This is a genomic window from Chloroflexus sp. MS-CIW-1 (assembly GCF_030444705.1).
Classification (GTDB): Bacteria; Chloroflexota; Chloroflexia; order Chloroflexales; family Chloroflexaceae; genus Chloroflexus.
The window spans coordinates 46,400-62,210 of the sequence record NZ_JAUBWR010000001.1 but is presented as its reverse complement, the minus strand read 5'-3'; the positions used below and the strand labels follow the sequence as shown (position 1 = coordinate 62,210).

At 55.0% G+C, this 15,811-nt stretch carries 18 protein-coding genes; 2 read left to right on the top strand and 16 right to left on the bottom strand.

What is annotated here, in order from left to right; translation table 11 throughout:
- Nucleotides 1-1,152: 1,152 nt before the first annotated feature.
- Nucleotides 1,153-1,572, bottom strand: a complete 420-nt coding sequence (locus QTO31_RS00285) for a YccF domain-containing protein (protein ID WP_031458455.1) — start codon at nt 1,570-1,572, stop codon at nt 1,153-1,155.
- Nucleotides 1,573-1,904: 332 nt separating this feature from the next.
- Between QTO31_RS00285 and QTO31_RS00280 the strand changes: the two genes are divergently transcribed.
- Together QTO31_RS00280 and QTO31_RS00275 are read left to right on the top strand one after the other, a co-directional pair.
- The gene (locus tag QTO31_RS00280) at nt 1,905-2,852 is read left to right on the top strand and encodes a daunorubicin resistance protein DrrA family ABC transporter ATP-binding protein (protein WP_031458454.1); all 948 of its coding nucleotides are present in this window, start codon (nt 1,905-1,907) and stop codon (nt 2,850-2,852) included.
- Between the two features lie 11 nt (nt 2,853-2,863).
- Nucleotides 2,864-3,619 carry an ABC transporter permease gene (locus QTO31_RS00275; protein WP_031458453.1) on the top strand — a complete coding sequence of 252 codons (756 nt, stop codon included), beginning with the start codon at nt 2,864-2,866 and terminating at the stop codon, nt 3,617-3,619.
- Nucleotides 3,620-3,738: 119 nt separating this feature from the next.
- Here the strand turns inward: QTO31_RS00275 and QTO31_RS00270 are convergent, their stop codons facing one another.
- The 15 genes from QTO31_RS00270 to QTO31_RS00200 all read right to left on the bottom strand — a co-directional run bounded on the left by QTO31_RS00270 (nt 3,739) and on the right by QTO31_RS00200 (nt 15,804).
- Nucleotides 3,739-4,734 (bottom strand): peptidoglycan DD-metalloendopeptidase family protein, encoded by a 996-nt coding sequence (locus tag QTO31_RS00270; protein ID WP_031458452.1) that lies wholly within the window; start codon nt 4,732-4,734, stop codon nt 3,739-3,741.
- Between the two features lie 222 nt (nt 4,735-4,956).
- A complete protein-coding gene (locus QTO31_RS00265; RefSeq protein ID WP_031458451.1) occupies nt 4,957-5,241 on the bottom strand; it encodes a hypothetical protein in 285 nt (94 codons plus the stop codon).
- Between the two features lie 165 nt (nt 5,242-5,406).
- Complete coding sequence (locus tag QTO31_RS00260; RefSeq protein ID WP_031458450.1) at nt 5,407-5,862, bottom strand: SRPBCC family protein; 456 nt, start codon at nt 5,860-5,862, stop codon at nt 5,407-5,409.
- Between the two features lie 16 nt (nt 5,863-5,878).
- Nucleotides 5,879-7,048 carry an NAD(P)/FAD-dependent oxidoreductase gene (locus QTO31_RS00255; RefSeq protein WP_301427723.1) on the bottom strand — a complete coding sequence of 390 codons (1,170 nt, stop codon included), beginning with the start codon at nt 7,046-7,048 and terminating at the stop codon, nt 5,879-5,881.
- Nucleotides 7,049-7,250: 202 nt separating this feature from the next.
- Nucleotides 7,251-7,688 carry a hypothetical protein gene (locus QTO31_RS00250; RefSeq protein ID WP_028459400.1) on the bottom strand — a complete coding sequence of 146 codons (438 nt, stop codon included), beginning with the start codon at nt 7,686-7,688 and terminating at the stop codon, nt 7,251-7,253.
- A gap of 37 nt (nt 7,689-7,725) precedes the next feature.
- Nucleotides 7,726-8,016 (bottom strand): hypothetical protein, encoded by a 291-nt coding sequence (locus QTO31_RS00245; RefSeq protein ID WP_301427722.1) that lies wholly within the window; start codon nt 8,014-8,016, stop codon nt 7,726-7,728.
- Nucleotides 8,017-8,042: 26 nt separating this feature from the next.
- Nucleotides 8,043-8,960 (bottom strand): (bacterio)chlorophyll synthase, encoded by a 918-nt coding sequence (gene bchG / locus QTO31_RS00240; protein ID WP_301427721.1) that lies wholly within the window; start codon nt 8,958-8,960, stop codon nt 8,043-8,045.
- Between the two features lie 59 nt (nt 8,961-9,019).
- Complete coding sequence (gene bchU / locus QTO31_RS00235; protein WP_301427720.1) at nt 9,020-10,084, bottom strand: bacteriochlorophyllide d C-20 methyltransferase BchU; 1,065 nt, start codon at nt 10,082-10,084, stop codon at nt 9,020-9,022.
- Between the two features lie 31 nt (nt 10,085-10,115).
- Nucleotides 10,116-10,616, bottom strand: a complete 501-nt coding sequence (locus QTO31_RS00230) for a hypothetical protein (protein WP_301427719.1) — start codon at nt 10,614-10,616, stop codon at nt 10,116-10,118.
- Nucleotides 10,617-10,649: 33 nt separating this feature from the next.
- Nucleotides 10,650-11,363: an esterase/lipase family protein gene (locus tag QTO31_RS00225; RefSeq protein WP_301427718.1), complete on the bottom strand. Its 714-nt coding sequence runs from the start codon at nt 11,361-11,363 to the stop codon at nt 10,650-10,652.
- An 11-nt stretch (nt 11,364-11,374) separates the two neighbouring features.
- Nucleotides 11,375-12,058 (bottom strand): lipase family alpha/beta hydrolase, encoded by a 684-nt coding sequence (locus tag QTO31_RS00220; RefSeq protein ID WP_301427717.1) that lies wholly within the window; start codon nt 12,056-12,058, stop codon nt 11,375-11,377.
- A gap of 3 nt (nt 12,059-12,061) precedes the next feature.
- A complete protein-coding gene (locus QTO31_RS00215; protein ID WP_301427716.1) occupies nt 12,062-12,769 on the bottom strand; it encodes a hypothetical protein in 708 nt (235 codons plus the stop codon).
- A gap of 15 nt (nt 12,770-12,784) precedes the next feature.
- The gene (locus QTO31_RS00210; RefSeq protein WP_031458441.1) at nt 12,785-13,666 is read right to left on the bottom strand and encodes a hypothetical protein; all 882 of its coding nucleotides are present in this window, start codon (nt 13,664-13,666) and stop codon (nt 12,785-12,787) included.
- Nucleotides 13,667-13,678: 12 nt separating this feature from the next.
- Nucleotides 13,679-14,686: an alpha/beta fold hydrolase gene (locus tag QTO31_RS00205; protein ID WP_031458440.1), complete on the bottom strand. Its 1,008-nt coding sequence runs from the start codon at nt 14,684-14,686 to the stop codon at nt 13,679-13,681.
- A gap of 14 nt (nt 14,687-14,700) precedes the next feature.
- On the bottom strand, nt 14,701-15,804 hold the full coding sequence (locus tag QTO31_RS00200) for an ArsA family ATPase (protein WP_301427715.1): 1,104 nt from the start codon (nt 15,802-15,804) through the stop codon (nt 14,701-14,703).
- Nucleotides 15,805-15,811 lie beyond the last annotated feature (7 nt).

Sequence of the window (15,811 nt, the reverse complement as noted above, 5' to 3'; positions counted from 1 at the left end):
CCGAAACGTTAATCCTTGACCACTTTGGTTTCTTTCATGGTCTTTCATGGGTTGTCCGTACCCTGGTAGAGTTGAAAAGGGAAGGATGGAAGGATGGCACGCCACGGCGATGCGATGGTTCGCGCGTCCACGGAACAGCTCGTGCCGCAGCAGAATCAAGCCCTTCTCCCATGCGTGTACCGGCACCGACGCCGCGCCTTAGCCCGCTGGATCGTGGGCACCCTGGTGGCGGGAAACGCCACTGGTTCCGCACTGGTGCACGTGCTCGCCACGGCCGAGATCGCCCGCGCCACGACCCTGGCAGATGCGTGGAAGGCCTGGATTGCTGCACCTGCTCAGCACCCCACCGCTCCACCCGCAGCGGATGCACCACCGGTGGTCTCGTCCGCGTGCGTGTGGCACCGACCTGCGCCGCTGGAAAGGTGCGCACTGAATCGGCAGACTGCTGGTGCTCGGCCTGGATGCCTCCTCTCGACGCGCTGCCATCGTCCTCCTGCGCATGCGTGTTCGCTATTGCGGCCCCGGCCTACCGCTCGCCTGGGTGATCGTCCAATCACACTACCCGGGCGCGTGGGAACCGCAGGGGGAGCGGATGCTGCGCTAGGCCCGCCGTGCCCTGCCACCCGACCAGGCGGTCGTAGTGCTGACGGATCACGGGGTGTAGAGCCTGCGCTGGTGGTTTGCGATCCAGTCGCCGCCGTTCTATCCGGTCATGCGGGTGCGTGTTACCTCGACCGTCGCGCCGACCGTTCAGGAGGGGGCAGCCAGTGCAGAGCCTGGTGTCAGGTCCAGGATTTAGAACCTATCTGGGATATCCTGTCGCAGAAGGAGATCGGTTGGGGCGCAGCGGCGCTGCGCCCGTACCTCTATCAGGTTTCGTCCGCCGTATCGTGAGACGATTATTCGGATAGGCTCTTAGTAAAGATGTTGCGGTCACGCACGCATCCACGCGGATGGCTGGCGCGTTGGTAGTGGCGTGGGGTAGCCTACGTGGAACCGGGGGGGCGTGCTGACCGGTCTGCTGCTCGCGCTGGTGGATGCGGGGTCTAACGCCCCCCAATGCCTGAAATCGCTCTAAATCGCCCCTTTCAAGAAGGGGTGACAAGACTGGTGAACGTTTGGATCACGATCAGACACCCGCTTTGGCACTCATTAACGACGGGCAAGGGTGATAATTGTTGGCACTTGATCGAACATCCAAAAGGCAATAACCATCCCAATGATCGATACACTCAATCCCCATGCGACGAAAAGCCATATTCCGCTCAACCACCACCCGACAAAAATGAACCAGAGTGCTCGCAACAACAGCGGGTGTTGCGGTGTCTCTACCCGGTATATCTGCCCACCGGCAATCACCAGGTTCTCGCGCCGCGGTGCAAGTGTTACCACTTGCGGCATCCGATTGAGCATCCACAAACCAACCGGTAAACCGATAATGGTGACACACAAGATCCAACCTATTGCAGTCCAGATACCGCTGAACCAAAATCCGAATAAGAAGAAGTAGAGTAAACGGATCAGGATGTTGGGGCCATGTCGCTGTTCAATGCTGATCGGTCGTTGCTGCACTGGTGTCCTCCTTTCAGAGCGTCTGGCCGACCTGACTAATCAATGTGCATTCACGATGTTACATAGCGTTCATCAGGTTTTCGTATGTCGCTATTGCTAACTTATTTTTAATGATACGTGCCCCGTTCCAGAAAGTTGCAGAAGACGTGCGCTCATGATCTACACTTTGTACGTCTTATTACGCAGGTGCATGGCAGTCTGTGCTATGCCGACGATGCAGAGGGCTTGTTTAGTAATCCGAGGTCTAGCTCTAGCGTAGTTCCTGCATAGTTGATTGGTGCTATAATCAAAATGTGAGAATCGTCACGCACTGGCTAGATGCTGAGCTAATCATGAACACACCGGCAATTGAAACGATTGATCTCGTCAAGCGGTATGGTGACCTAACCGCGCTTGATCACATTAACCTCCGTGCACCGGTTGGTCGTATCTATGCGTTGTTGGGGCCTAACGGCGCCGGTAAAACGACTCTGCTGAGTATTTTGACTACTCTCTTGCCGCCAACATCAGGTAGTGCCCGCATCCTCGGTTATGATGTTATCCGTGATGCTGCGGAAGTCCGTCGTCGGATCGGGGTGACGTTTCAGGAAATGGTGCTCGACCCGCTTCTGACCGGTCGCGAAACGCTTGATTTTCACGGGCGGTTATATCGTTTGCCAGCAGACGTGCGTCGGCAGCGCATTCGTGACCTGGTTGAGCTGGTGCAACTGACTGAGGCAATTGATCGTCCGGTCAAAAGTTATTCTGGCGGCATGAAGCGTCGTCTTGAATTGGCCCGTGGCTTGATGACCGATCCGCAGGTGTTGGTTCTCGACGAACCAACGCAGGGGCTTGATCCACAAAATCGGGTGAATATCTGGAACTATGTGCGCGATCTGAACCGCCAGCGTGGGATGACTATCTTACTGACTACGCACGCCATGGACGAGGCAGAAGTCCTGGCCGACCTGGTAGGCATTATCGATCACGGTCGCTTAATCGTTGAAGGGCGGCCAACCGATTTAGTTGCCTCACTGGGTTCGGATGTGATTCGCGTGCGCGGTCGAGGCGATTTGCAACATCTGGCGACAGTTGTCCAGGGTGTTGAAGGTGTTCAGGGTGTCGAGACCGATTCGGCTGATAGTCTGGTGCTCGTTTACACCGACAACGGGAGTCGACGGCTCCCTGTTGTGTTAGGGGCAATAAGCGGGAATGGCTTTGTAATCGAAGATGTTACCCTGGCGCGACCTTCGCTCGGTGATGTCTTCTTGCATTATACCGGTACAGCTTTGCGTGATTAAGTGAGGACTGTATGTACGCAACCTATGTTATCTGGACACGCCACATGCGCAAGTTTGTCCAGCAAACCGAAGAGCTGTTCGGTCTGGCGCTGCAATCGGTGTTGTGGGTGGTGCTGTTTGGCGTTGGCATGCGCGGCATGATTAGCTCGATTGGCGGAAATGACTATATGTCGTTCATCCTCCCTGGAATTATTGCGTTGAGTGCTCTCGGCGGCGCAGTTGGGGGCGGGATGGTGTTACTCGATGAGCGGCTTCGTGGCATTGTTAAAGAGTACCTGGCTGCACCGATTCCGCGCTTGAGCATTTTGTTAGGCAGTGCTGCCAGCACGGCAACGAAAGCACTCTTTCAGGCAATCCTGATGCTCGTCGTTGGTTTACTGATGGGGGCACGAGTAGGGGTGAATCCTCTTGGTTGGCTCGGCGCCCTGGTGTTGCTTGTTATCTTCGCCATTGGTTTCAGTGGTCTGGCACTCGGTGTTGCTGCAGTATCACGCAGTATTGCTGGCTACCACGGCATGATCTTCCTCTTCAATTTGCCCTTGTTGTTTGCGTCTAATGCCCTCTATCCACTCGATGTTTTGCCGGACTGGATGCGCATGATTGTGTTGTTCAATCCGGCGACGTACTTTATCGATGCAATACGGGCGTTAGCGTTTGGGACACCGCCTACTCTGCCGCTATGGATAAGTAGTGTGATCCTGCTCGGTTTTGCCGTGATCGGGATGGCTTTTGCACTGGCCCTCTTTCGTCGCTCACTGCGGGCGTGATTGTGCATACTCGATGCCTCAGATTCTGTGGCGGTAAGGCTTGGCCTGGTTCCACCGTATCCCGACCATCTTCGGTGACTTCTGCCTATCCCTGCCGCAGCGGTTCGCAAAGCGTTCTTCTACCGATCGCATCCAACCAGGGTGGTAGGATCGATATTCACCTCACCGCGCCAGACCTGATAATCGAGATGTGGACCACTGGCAAAGCCAGTACTACCCATTAACCCGATCATATCGCCGGCCTGTATTTGCTGGCCGTCGATGACGGTAACAATCGCGAGATGTGAATAGCCGGTACGCCAGATACCGTCTGCCGCCAGCACCCAGACATGATGACCGGCGGGGTAACTATCTAGTGTTACCCGTACCCTGCCGTCATGTGTTGCGACTACAGGCGCGTACCAGCTTGCTTCCGGTTCGGCGACTCCATCACCATTGCCATCAACCGCTAAATCAATTGCGCCCCAGATTGCGGTCGGCGTATGCGAACCTACTCCGTATCCCTGGGTTATCACAACCCGACCGGTCGCAGGTTGAACCGGACAACCATGGGGACCTGCTTCATCAAGATAGAACTGCGGTACGGCAGGTGTACGTGCTGAGGATGGCAAAGGAGCTACGAGCGGTGCCAGAGCCTCTGGTGGTGGGAGAGTCGGTAATGATGGTGGTATGACTAGTGTCGCGCCTTTCCGTTGCTCTGTGAACGGTAGGATGGTTGGTATCACCGTGCGAGATGCCTGCCCGGTCATCTCAGGAGCCGGCTCAGTCTGTGATGATAGCAGTGAGCTAACTTGTTGCAGAGCGACGGTTATCAAATGGTGTTGGAAACGCTGTCCTCCTTCGCCAAACAGTGACAATAACGCCAGCGTTGTGGCTAAACCGGCAGCCAGAGCCAATGGCTTCAGACCGGAACGGGCTTGCGTCTGGGGAGGTAATGGCCTAATCGCCGTCGGTGGTATCCCTAACACAAATGCAATCGTCTCAGCTTCGTGATGGCTAAGGTGACGTAATCCGTACTCTGCCTCGGCGAGCACACGAGCAGGAATACCGGTCAAGAGTGCCAAATCAAGAAAGGTCAGCTCACGGGTACGACGAATAGTGCGAAGTGTCTGCATACCTATCCTCTTGCAATGACACGATTAGCTTGAAGATAGCACAATCGTGCACCGCGCAAGATGACAGAATGCCTACAAATCCTCTTTAGCAGTGTGTAACTATACTTCCGTTGCTACCCGACAGACAAGTGGTGAGAACAAAATGCAATCACCCGATCTCACACGAGAACGCGGGCCAGCGGCCCGCGTTCCCAGGGAAGCAGCACATTGCGCAGATGTGCCCTAGTCGCCATACGTGCGAGTTGCTTTGGCAGCGTATTCTGCTTCAAGCTCGGCCAGTTTCCGTTTCCGCTCGCGCTTCTCTAGGCGGTTGAGGGTGATGTAACCGGCGAGGATTGACACGAAGAGGGCAGGCCATACCAGCCAGGCAAAGCTGATTTTGATACTAATGGCAAATAAGAGGCCGAAAAGACCAATGAATACCCCACCGGCGGCCATGTATACTTCAAAGCTAGTACTATTGAGGTAGACTTCGTCTCGTGGGCTAAACCGTTGTTGACGAGCCATACGCGACCTCTATCTGACTAATTCTTGTATCTTTGCACCTATGCTAGCACAGCCGCCGATGAAATGGTAGTGGTTGAAACGATGCATTCTTGGTGCAATATCTGTGCTTTTATGCAAAAATAATCTACCAAAGAAGGGGCAACCTGTGGTTGCCCCCGTTGTGCATTAACGCGGTTGGGTAGCAGGTTTGGGGCCACCTTCAATCAGCATTCGCAGGCGATCGAGTTGAATACGCATGTCGAGTGACGCAAAAATCTGCCCGAGACCAACCACAAAGACGCGCAAACTGGGATCGGGCACTTCGTACTCAACCCGATTTTGCACAATCGTGCGGTCACCATCGGCAAACCAACGCCAGAGTTCTTGCCCCTGCCAGAGACCCTCGATCTTTAACAAGATGTGATTGCTATCACGTTCAGTAACGGTATACGTCGCACCGGCCAGCGCGAGTGATTTCAGTCGTAGCTTGTGTTTGCTCCCCAGTGTCATTAACTCGCCTTCGATAGGATCAAGAACGACCAGCGGTGAACGCCACTCCTTCATCAATTGCGGATCGGTCAGGTAGCGTTCTACAGTCGCAGGTGGCGCTTTGATTGAAACAAACTGTTCTTGCACGATCATGCTTGCTCTCCTATGGCTATGCGCTTTCGATTGTAGCACGATAGTATTCTTCGATCCCGCGTTTCAGCATCAGAGCCGGATAGCCTGTAACCGGCACTCCCAGGGCATTGCCTACGGCATCGTTTGGTCCTAACGAAACAACTTCACCGAGTTCAACCGGCTCGTAAGCACGCGGCGCGTCACCACGCGCTTCGGCTGCCAGAATCTCGGCCAGATGCTCACCCTGGCGCACTGCGTAAGATGCAGTGGGGGGTAGGGTCCCACCACGTCCGTCAGGGACTGCCGCACAATCACCAATTGCGAAGACTGCTGCCTGTCCACTCACGCGCAAATAGCGATCCACCAGTACCCGACCCATGCGATCGGTCGGGAAGCCTGCTTCGGCGAGGAGGGCCGGAGCGCGAATACCTGCGCCCCACACGATAGTTCCGGCCCGCAATATACGACCATCGGCAAAGCGGAGCAGTTGCGGTTCTACCCGTACCACCGGTGTTCGCAAGAAGATATTCACGCCTAAACGTTCTAGCCGGCGCACCGCCTCATTACTGGCCCAAGTGCCGAGATGCGGCAAGAGATGGTCTTCTCGTTCGATCAGAGCAATACGGACTTCATTGCGAGGTGCGCCGGTTTGCCGACAGAGATCATCAGCCCACGCCGCCAGTTCACCGGCCAGTTCACAACCGGTATATCCACCACCGACAATGGCGGTCGTCATTGCGATCCGCAGCTCGGTCGGATCGGTCAATGTTGCAGCCTGACTAAACTTACGTATCAGATGCTTACGCAGGGCAACCGCATCAGGGAAGGTTCGGAGGGGCAGCGCATGCTCGCGAGCACCTGGAACCTGAAAGGCAGTTTCGCTGCCCAGCGCAATAACCAGCCGATCATATTCGACACTTCGGCCATCAGCGAGGACGACGCGCCGTTCCAGAGGAAGGATTGTCTGTACCCGCCCCTCGATCCGTTCTACCTCACGACCTTGAAAGAGTTTATCGAGCTGATAGATGGACTTTTGGTCGGTAATCCCGGCGGTAGCAGTCAGATGCAACAACTGAATCAACTGATGGTACGGATGTTGATCAACAACGTGGATAGTAATTTCTAGCCCGTAAGTACGACGGAGACGAGCCAGATCAAGCGCAGTACGTAAACCGGCATAACCGGCGCCAAGTATCACAATTCGCATAGTAGCAAAGCTCCGTGGAACAGCGATCTCAGAGGCATCACCACATGCCTCTCTCTTTACAGAATACCACGGTCTGACCGCCGGTTGACTGCACATTCAGGCACAACTTGCCGCTCTGTCAGGTAGAGAGACAAACGCAGAGGCATAGGATGGGTAGCCAACCACATCCCGTACCTCTGCGTAGACCGACAACCTTAACCGATCACGGTGCCGGTGGTGTTTTCGGTGGGGTTTCGACCCACTCATCAACCTTTGCTGCCCCTTGCTCAACGGCATCAGCAGCGCGGCTGGCTGCTCGGCTGAAGCTCGTTCCCAACTCTTCGGCAGCACGGGCCAGGCGCTCGGTGAACGAACGCACCTGCTCACCTACGCGCTGTGGGCTGGGCAGCGTGATCTGGGGTGGGTCGGCGGCAAAGATGTCATCAACCACCCGCTCCGAAACATTCGCTAGCTCCTTCGGAAAAGCGACAACGGCCATTGCTACTTCTGCCATAGCCCGGCGTACTCGCCGACGCGAATTACGGGGGAGCAGCACTAACGGTACCGAGGCAACAGTCAGGCCGATCCGGGTAGCACCACCGACGAAGCTAGCCGCCATCTCAAATAGCCCATCACGCTCAGTCGTCGTTTCATTGCTCATACTCGTCTCCTCCTTTGCTCACAACGAGCAATCAGCGTTACTTTGTCTCAGTCTTCGGCTCTTCGCCCTCGGCTGCCCACTTCTCGATGCTCTTCCCGGCGATCTCGGCAAAATCGCGGGGTAGCGAAGCGAATGCGTACATCAACTCCTTGGTCGCGTTGCGCATGTGCTGGCGCGACTCCGGTGGGAGCAAAGCCAGCGGTAGTGTGAAGAGCGAGAAACCAAGCCGGGCAATCCCGCCACCAAATTCCATTGCCGACTCAACGAAGCTGTCGCTACGTCGTACTGGAACGCTGCGTACCCGCACCTCACCTTCGGTCTCCGTCATAGTTACACCTCCTTAAATGGTAACGGTCAGCCAAAATAGCCGCCTACGAGTAAACCTGAGATGATCTGGATTAAGGCCACAAATGGATTTGAGGCCAGGAGATAGCGCACATAGTTCTGCTGGGTTGGTTCCTGGTAGAGCTTTATCTGATTATAGATCGGCGCAACCAGTGCCAGCAGCATAAATGCTGCTACCCAATACTGTCCCCATATCAGTGCCAGAACAAGAAGCATGGCCTCGAAGCCATTAATGGTCAGGTATGCCACAATCAGGGTGCGTTTGACCCCAATCGCCACCGTTAGCGATTGCAATCCTAGCTTGCGGTCGCCTTCAACACTCTTGATATCGTTGAGGAAGAGTAAGCCGGCTGCCAGACCACCATTAATCAATGCTACCAGCACACTTTGCCATGTCAGAGGAGCAAAGATCAGATGTCCCGCCAACCAGCTCATACTCACGTAGCCTAAGCCGACCGCTGGTGGTCCTAGCCAGAAATGCTTCTTCAGCTTAATCGGGGGCATGCTGTAAATAACCGACAGTATAATCCCGAGCAGGGCGAGCAGGACGATCAACGGCCTACCGAACACAAATGAGACCAGTATTGTCGCTGTGCCGAGTACAATCCAGTTCCAGCGTGCTTCTGCCAGCGAGACGATTCCAGCCGGAATCGGTCGTTGTGGATCGTTGATCGCATCAAGCTCACGGTCAAAGTAGTCGTTGATACTCTGGCTAAAACCGGTACCGAGTGGGCCGGTCATCAATGCGCCGAGCAACATCAGCCACCAGTGATCCGGTCTTGTCCAATCAAACCCTCGCTCAAAACCTGATGCCAGTGCGCCACAGAAACAGACCAAAACTGGCGAGATCCAAGTCACCGGATCGGCCAACTCAATGTGGGCCCGGATTTTTCGGCTGAGTGAGACACGTTGTTCAGTCGAGATCATAGCTGTTTACCGCATCGCCGGGCAGAAGCTGCACCGGTCACAAGACAATGGCCTCTCACTTATGGCTTCACCGCCTGATACAACACGTGATCATACCCTTCATCAAGCGTCACATCGGTAAATCCGATCTGATGCAGCAGATCGGGGTACACGCGGTGATCTTTGAATTCGAGTACCGAAAAGCTCATCCCGATCGCGCAGAGATAGTGAGTTAAATAGTCGTAGTTGGGATGTTCAGGATCGCTAATCACCATGTCTAGAATCAACACCCGACCACCGCTTGGCAGGGCATCGTATGCCTTTTTCAGCAACATCGCGCAGAACTGAGCGTTCATCGGATAGAGGATGCGCGAGAAGAGGACGGCATCGCCCTGAGGGTATGGTTCACGATACATGTCGACTGCGACCGGTGTAATCCGATCACTTAGTCCTTTGGCGGCAACATTTTCACGCACCAGGTCAAGTGCGCTTGGCAGATTGATCAGGGTCACCTTGAGCTGAGGGAAGGCCTGGCACAGTGCTGCTGCAATATCGCCGATCCCCCCACCAACATCAACCAGAGTCTGCACATCGGCAAGCCGTGCTCGCTTAACCAACAGCTCGGTGAAGAGCTGGATGTTCGAGCGGTGCAACGTCTCGTAGAACAGACTATCTTCGCGGGTGCGTGGTGGGTGAGGAACGATACTGGTGAAATCGACTTTTCCCCGTACCACATCGGCGAGCCGTAGATAGTAGTTTTCAATCAGATCGGCAATGTAATCAACGAACGGTACCATCGTCATATTTCGATGACGTTCTGGATCGGCAAAGAATTGGTCGGCGAAGGGAGTCAGTTGCCACAGATCACCTTCTCGTTTCACCAGGCCGACCTGTTCGAGCGTGATAAGGAACTTTTCCAGCCGCTGTGGTACCGTCTGTGTTACAGTTGCCAAATCGGACAGAGTACGCGGCGCTGCGGCCAGGAGATCGAATAGCCCCAAATCCTTGGCCGCTTTGATCACGAAGAAATCAACCGTTCCTTTAAAGACCATGTCGTAGGCCCGGTTAGTTGCCGCAAACAGCTCGTGTTGTTCAAGTGCTACGGCGTCCGGCATCATTGACTCAACCGATGGTACAGTCGTCATGCAATCCCCCTCAGGCGCAGATGTTCGGTTGCTACGAGATAACCGAAGTCGAATCTTCTGTCTTGATGGCCAGCCGATTTAGCAACGGCTGGAAAAAGATCGGAATAAAGCTGAGCCACCAACTGATGTAGCCGAGCCAGGCAAAGGTGCGGTGTAACCGTTTCTGATACGGATGGTCCTTCATCGTGTGACCCCACCGATGACCGGTAATCATCGCACCTACCATACCGATTGTTGGCAGTGGACCGGTAATCATAAAATAGATTTTCAGCCAGCGGGGTTGGTGTTGTCCCCCAAACCGCTCTTCGCGGAACAGGCGACCAATCCCGACTAGCGCAACCATCAGGTTCATCAACCAATCGAGCGCATGGGCCAGGTTGGCCAGCCGGGTACGAAGTGCGGCACGTTCTGGTTGATGATCGTTGACTTCCTGCCGACATAAGTAGAGTACTGCGGTATAACACGCGAGTGATACTCCCGACACGGCTGCCATTGCGTACAGTATGAATCGCTCAAAGTTCGATGATTTCATGCAATTTGTATTATAGTACAAATCAGCGATATTTCAAACAACAACCGGTGATGATCCGACCAATACGCGCTGCCAATTTTTTAACCCTTCAGGATCACCGTACCACGGTCGTCCGTGGAGCGATGAGTGGTACAGGCCAGGTACAACCAGATATTCAGCGCCGGGTAATGCGGCACAGGTCAGGGTAGTAATACCGTCGCCCCAAGCTTGAGCACCAGATGGCCCATCGATCATGACATAACTGTTGTAGGCCATTCGTTCGATCCAGCGCCCGTTGCGATTCGCCTGAATGCTACGCCCGATAATAGAGGTGTAGCGGATATGGTTGTAATATGCTCCCGGATAGTGTTGATTCGTAAACCCTACTGTCTGCCGGGTCCAGAATTCTTTGCTGTGGTGTGGGGTACCAAGCATGATTAGGTGATGCACGAAGCGATGACCTCCGTATATCTCACCTTTGTAAGGATGATCGCCGAGATACATTCGGGCTACAGTACCACCTACACTGTGGGCCAGAATTGTCACGCTGTTTGCTCCAGTCTCTTGGAGCGCCTGAGCGACGGTGGCGCGCAAGATGCGCAACACTGGCCGAAAATCCCAATCGCGCGTCAATGCCCAGCGCAATCGTCCAATTGGGGTGATGAAGACTTGAAAATCGAACGGTGGCCGAGAAAGAACCTGGGCCAAGGTTTTGTAATCATCAGGACTGGTCAGGTAACCGCCAATAATAACCAGTGGACGAGTCATACGTGCTCTCACTAGGCGTCGAACCAGAGTGGTACCACATCACGAGCACCGTACCAGGTTGACGGTGCGTTGTACGGTGCGTGACGGGCACCCTCAAGAATCAAGTTGTCCGCTCCAGCCAGATAACATGCCGCCGTCGGAACAATTCCATCGCCGATGAGATTTCCATCACCAAATGAGACCTCATAGGAACGGTAGGCAATCATCTCTTCTGGTGAGCCGAACCGGCGACCACGCACGCTCCGACCGGCAACTGCGCGATACTTGATATGCGGAAAGGCCGCACCGGGATACCGCGCTTCCAGCCAGTCGGCAAATTGCTTGACCCATATTTCCGAAGTAGCATGAGCGGTACCGAGCGTAGTGAGACTCGCCACGACCTTGTGACCGGCATAGCGAACACCCTGATACGGTTCATCGGCCAGGTACGCTCGGGCAATTCGCCCACCGGCACTATGCCCGATGAGATCAATTTTATCTGCACCAGTTTCTTGTAATGCAAGTTGTACCGTAGCCGCCAGGGCATCGAGGGCTGGACCGAAATTGGGATCGCGTAACGCCAGCCAGTCTAGCCGACTGAAGTTGACGACGTACACGATTCGATTGTACGGCGGTGCGGCCAGAATCCGCGCCATTCCTAAGTAATCAGCGGGTGACGATAGCCACCCGCCCATAATAACAACCGGACGAGGCATAGGTCACTCTTTGTCTTCAGAGCGTTCAGGTTCGTTTGTAGCTGCCGATTTGTTGTTCCCATTCCCGTTGTCGGCAACTACTTTAATTCGACGGATCGTGGTGTTCTGTGGCTTTGCCGATTCACCGGGCAGGGCATTGATGACGGCATTGCACAGATCGCCACCGATACGTAACAATTCTTCGGTCTGGAAACGAATCCAGTGGCCGTAGAAGTTAAAGACCTTCTCGGTTGTGGTACGTACCTCACGGGTAAAGGCTTCCAGGCCCTGTGGCGGGAGAGCGCCTCGTGCATACGCACGCAGCAGATAGCCGATAGGTTGGACATCCGTCAGCGGCTCATCACCAGCCTGGCTCCGTCGTAACGGCGTTGATGGTGTTGACTCTTCGGAAGCCGATGGCTGATACGCAGGCGGAGTGTAGTTGCGCGGCGTGTACGATGGCGTGTACGATGGTGTAAACGACGCACTTCCAGGCGTATACGAGCGTGGTGGTGGAGTATAGGTTGCCCGTCCTGATGATGTCGATGTGGATTCATCGGCATAGCGTACCGGTTCATCATAGGTCAGGCCCAAGAAGCGCTGAAGCCAAATAGGCATCCAGCCCGGCCCAGCCGCTTTTCTGTAGCGGGGCTCCTCTTCAGTAAGCCCAAACCACCGACGTACAAAACCGGGTAACCAACTAACAGTGTCATTTTCATCAAAGCGATTCATACCTGCTCCTCTCTATCAAGAGCCAAAGGCAAAGAGCCGACGACGTTGGGGGACATACGGTGCAAAGCAGAAATTAATGATCCGCTCTAGATCATCGTTTGGATAACGACGATCAAGGGTTGCAATTGAGTCAAGAACGTACATCAATTGCTCAACCGGTGTTTCTGGTTTACAACGCACTAATTTTTTGATCAGATGTCGGCGCAGTTCCAGACTATAGCGCAGCGACGTGGTTGCCAGACGGGCCAACAGTTGATCGCGCACATCCACATTTTTGGTTAGTCGGTCAAGCCAGCGTGCCAATCCAAGCCGTTCACTGCGGTCAAGGTAATAGTTGACCAGATCGACCAGCCCAACGACTGATGTCACGCTGATCACTTCTGCCCATCGTTTAGGAAAAGAGAGACGGTTAAAGGCTGACAACGATTCGAGTTGTTCGATCAATTGGCAAGCAGAGTGGTATGGCTCTCGTTCAAAGCTACGACGCAGACCAGCTTCCCGCTCGGCCAGCATTGCCACCGCTTCGCGCACGACACCGTCGCTATCATCGTAGCCACCGTGGTATAGGTGCATCTCGTGTGCCAGTTCGTGCAGGGCAATACCCACGCTGCCATCTTCGTCCCAGCGGCCAAGCATCACCACCGACCCAGAACGGGGTGAAAAGCTACCACTATCACCCCAGGTTGTGTCCCGAACAGTATCAACCGCTTCAAATGTCAGGCGCTCGGCGAGGACGGTCGGAGGGATGTCGGGCCACATCTTGGTTGCCAGGCGTCGGACCTTTCCGGCCAGCCGACGCGGACGGTAGGTATACTGACCAACCGTTAGGGGGCGGTCATCAGCCCGCTCCATATCAATCATCAATTGTTGACCGCCGGAACGAAGCAACAACTGCATAGACGATCCTCCCTAGCGAACACCTTTCAAGAAGAGGCGCATGATCTGAATGACCTGCTCTGGTAGTTCAAACAAGATCAGGTGACCACATTTTGGTATTTCCAGAAACGAGCCATTCGGCGTGAGAGCAACCAATTTTCGTCCATCAGCCGGACGCATAATCGGGTCGTTAGCCCCAGCCACCAGGAGGAGGGGCTGGCGAATCATCTTGGCCTGTTCGGCTACAGCCGCCAGAATCTCTGGGCGTGACAATTCAGAGGCCGACACTCGGACAGCCGCCGGATCGCAATAGCGAAGCCCAAGCGTTCCAAGTCGAATATCGCCAACTGATGGCGTATGCTGTGCCATCACCAGTCGGGCGTATATGAAGGGCAACCACCACAGGTTGCGGCGTTCGATAGGACGTAACACCCGATTAAACACCGTATCGAGCAGGCGGGGGACGAACGCCGAAGCCAGCTTGTTGTACGGTAACAGACTAAAGTTAAAGAAGAGCAATGAGCGCACCAGTTCAGGATGATTGGCGGCGACGTGCAAACCGACGAACGCGCCGAGCGAGAAGGCAGCTAGATGCACTGAGCCGAGATTCAGCTTCCGGATCAGCATTTCCAGATCGGTGCTAAAGCCGGCAACTGTATAATTCTGGCGCGGATCACTGTCAGAAAAGCCATGCCCTTTCAGATCGTAGCTGATCACACGATAGCCAGCCTGGGCCAGCGGATCAACGACATGGTGCCACCAGAACGATGAGCAATCCCAACCGTGGATCAATACCAACGGTTCGCCATCGGTGGGGCCAACATCTTGATAATGATGCACCACACCGTTCAGCTCAATGAAGCGAGCACGTGCTAACAAGGCTCGTTCACCTTCAAGACGGCGTCGCTCGCGTGTGCTGAGCTTACCGGCAAGGCGTGTGGCTACTTCGTTGGCATACGCAACGTACTTTGCCGTTGGTGGCGCATCGATTGGTCGCGCCGGTGGTCGCTCAAACGGGATCGGTTGGGCAAGCACTGACATACGCGCCCCCTTCGCTATTCTACCCACAGCCGCAGCACTTCTCCTTCAACTCTGGCTCGCAGTCGACCACCGTCAACCAGGCCAGGCAACAGTACGTGACGCCGCAACTGACCAAGCTGAACAACGACCTCTTCATTCGCAACGGCAATATCGAGGGATTTGGCGTCGAGGAACGGAATAAGAAGCCGCATATCACGATCACTACTTTGTGGACGCGGTGGCTCACTCATAAAGATGTCACCATCACGGTAGAGTGCTGCACCACGTAATGCCCATGCGTCGCGGTCAGTTGCTGTTGTATCAATCTGACCAATCCGCAGCAGTGGTCGTGCGCGACTCGTCTCGTGGCTGAACTCGTGGCGACTCGCGTCATCAACCTGATCCGGCGTTCCGTTGACGATCACCTCATCGCTGGCAAGTCCATAAAGACCGAATGCAGTCAATGCTGAGCGGAGTGGTGGCAGACGGAGTTCTGGTGGTAAGACAACCATGCGTACACGTGCACCGCTCTCGGTCTCAAGCCGTGCGCGTTGCGCTTCCAACTCAATCCGCAGCTCTTGCAGGGGCGCAGTAGCACTTGGCGCCAGAATGGCGGCTGGAATCATTGCCTGTTCTTGCGAAGCACGCGATTTTCCCGGTCCGCGATCAAGCCCGAAGATCAGACGGACTGCCCATCGCAACACATCAGGTAGCGTCAAGGCCCGCAGGAGGGAATCCGGTGACGGACCATCGAGGATCAGTAGATCAAACCGGCCTGATTGACGGGCGCGCTCGGCGACTAGCATTGCCGCCACCGCATCAATACCCGGGAAAGCGGGCAACTCATCAGAGCCAAGATCGCGCAAGCGGGAAACCAACCCACTGCGCAACGAAGGTCGCACCTGCTCCCAGCGGCGTGCTACTTCTTCGTGAGGATGAATCTCCATTGCTGCCAGATTTGGTTCTAGTTCGAGTGGGCGTGAACCAAGGCTCTGATGAAGCAGATGGCCGATCAGATGTCCTGGCCCGCTCGAGGCTAGCAGGGTGCGATAGCCGCGTCGCGCAGCATGACATGCCGTCGCCAGCGCTGCCGCGCTTTGTTGGAGTTGATGATGAGCAGTAAAGATCAGTGTGCGCATGGAGAGT

Coding starts and splice junctions, on each gene's coding strand:
- QTO31_RS00280 (WP_031458454.1), top strand. CDS start 1,905: ATGAACACACCGGCAATTGAAACGATTGATCTCGTCAAGCGGTATGGT.
- QTO31_RS00275 (WP_031458453.1), top strand. CDS start 2,864: ATGTACGCAACCTATGTTATCTGGACACGCCACATGCGCAAGTTTGTC.
- QTO31_RS00270 (WP_031458452.1), bottom strand. CDS start 4,734: ATGCAGACACTTCGCACTATTCGTCGTACCCGTGAGCTGACCTTTCTT.
- QTO31_RS00265 (WP_031458451.1), bottom strand. CDS start 5,241: ATGGCTCGTCAACAACGGTTTAGCCCACGAGACGAAGTCTACCTCAAT.
- QTO31_RS00260 (WP_031458450.1), bottom strand. CDS start 5,862: ATGATCGTGCAAGAACAGTTTGTTTCAATCAAAGCGCCACCTGCGACT.
- QTO31_RS00255 (WP_301427723.1), bottom strand. CDS start 7,048: ATGCGAATTGTGATACTTGGCGCCGGTTATGCCGGTTTACGTACTGCG.
- QTO31_RS00250 (WP_028459400.1), bottom strand. CDS start 7,688: ATGAGCAATGAAACGACGACTGAGCGTGATGGGCTATTTGAGATGGCG.
- QTO31_RS00245 (WP_301427722.1), bottom strand. CDS start 8,016: ATGACGGAGACCGAAGGTGAGGTGCGGGTACGCAGCGTTCCAGTACGA.
- bchG (WP_301427721.1), bottom strand. CDS start 8,960: ATGATCTCGACTGAACAACGTGTCTCACTCAGCCGAAAAATCCGGGCC.
- bchU (WP_301427720.1), bottom strand. CDS start 10,084: ATGACGACTGTACCATCGGTTGAGTCAATGATGCCGGACGCCGTAGCA.
- QTO31_RS00230 (WP_301427719.1), bottom strand. CDS start 10,616: ATGAAATCATCGAACTTTGAGCGATTCATACTGTACGCAATGGCAGCC.
- QTO31_RS00225 (WP_301427718.1), bottom strand. CDS start 11,363: ATGACTCGTCCACTGGTTATTATTGGCGGTTACCTGACCAGTCCTGAT.
- QTO31_RS00220 (WP_301427717.1), bottom strand. CDS start 12,058: ATGCCTCGTCCGGTTGTTATTATGGGCGGGTGGCTATCGTCACCCGCT.
- QTO31_RS00215 (WP_301427716.1), bottom strand. CDS start 12,769: ATGAATCGCTTTGATGAAAATGACACTGTTAGTTGGTTACCCGGTTTT.
- QTO31_RS00210 (WP_031458441.1), bottom strand. CDS start 13,666: ATGCAGTTGTTGCTTCGTTCCGGCGGTCAACAATTGATGATTGATATG.
- QTO31_RS00205 (WP_031458440.1), bottom strand. CDS start 14,686: ATGTCAGTGCTTGCCCAACCGATCCCGTTTGAGCGACCACCGGCGCGA.
- QTO31_RS00200 (WP_301427715.1), bottom strand. CDS start 15,804: ATGCGCACACTGATCTTTACTGCTCATCATCAACTCCAACAAAGCGCG.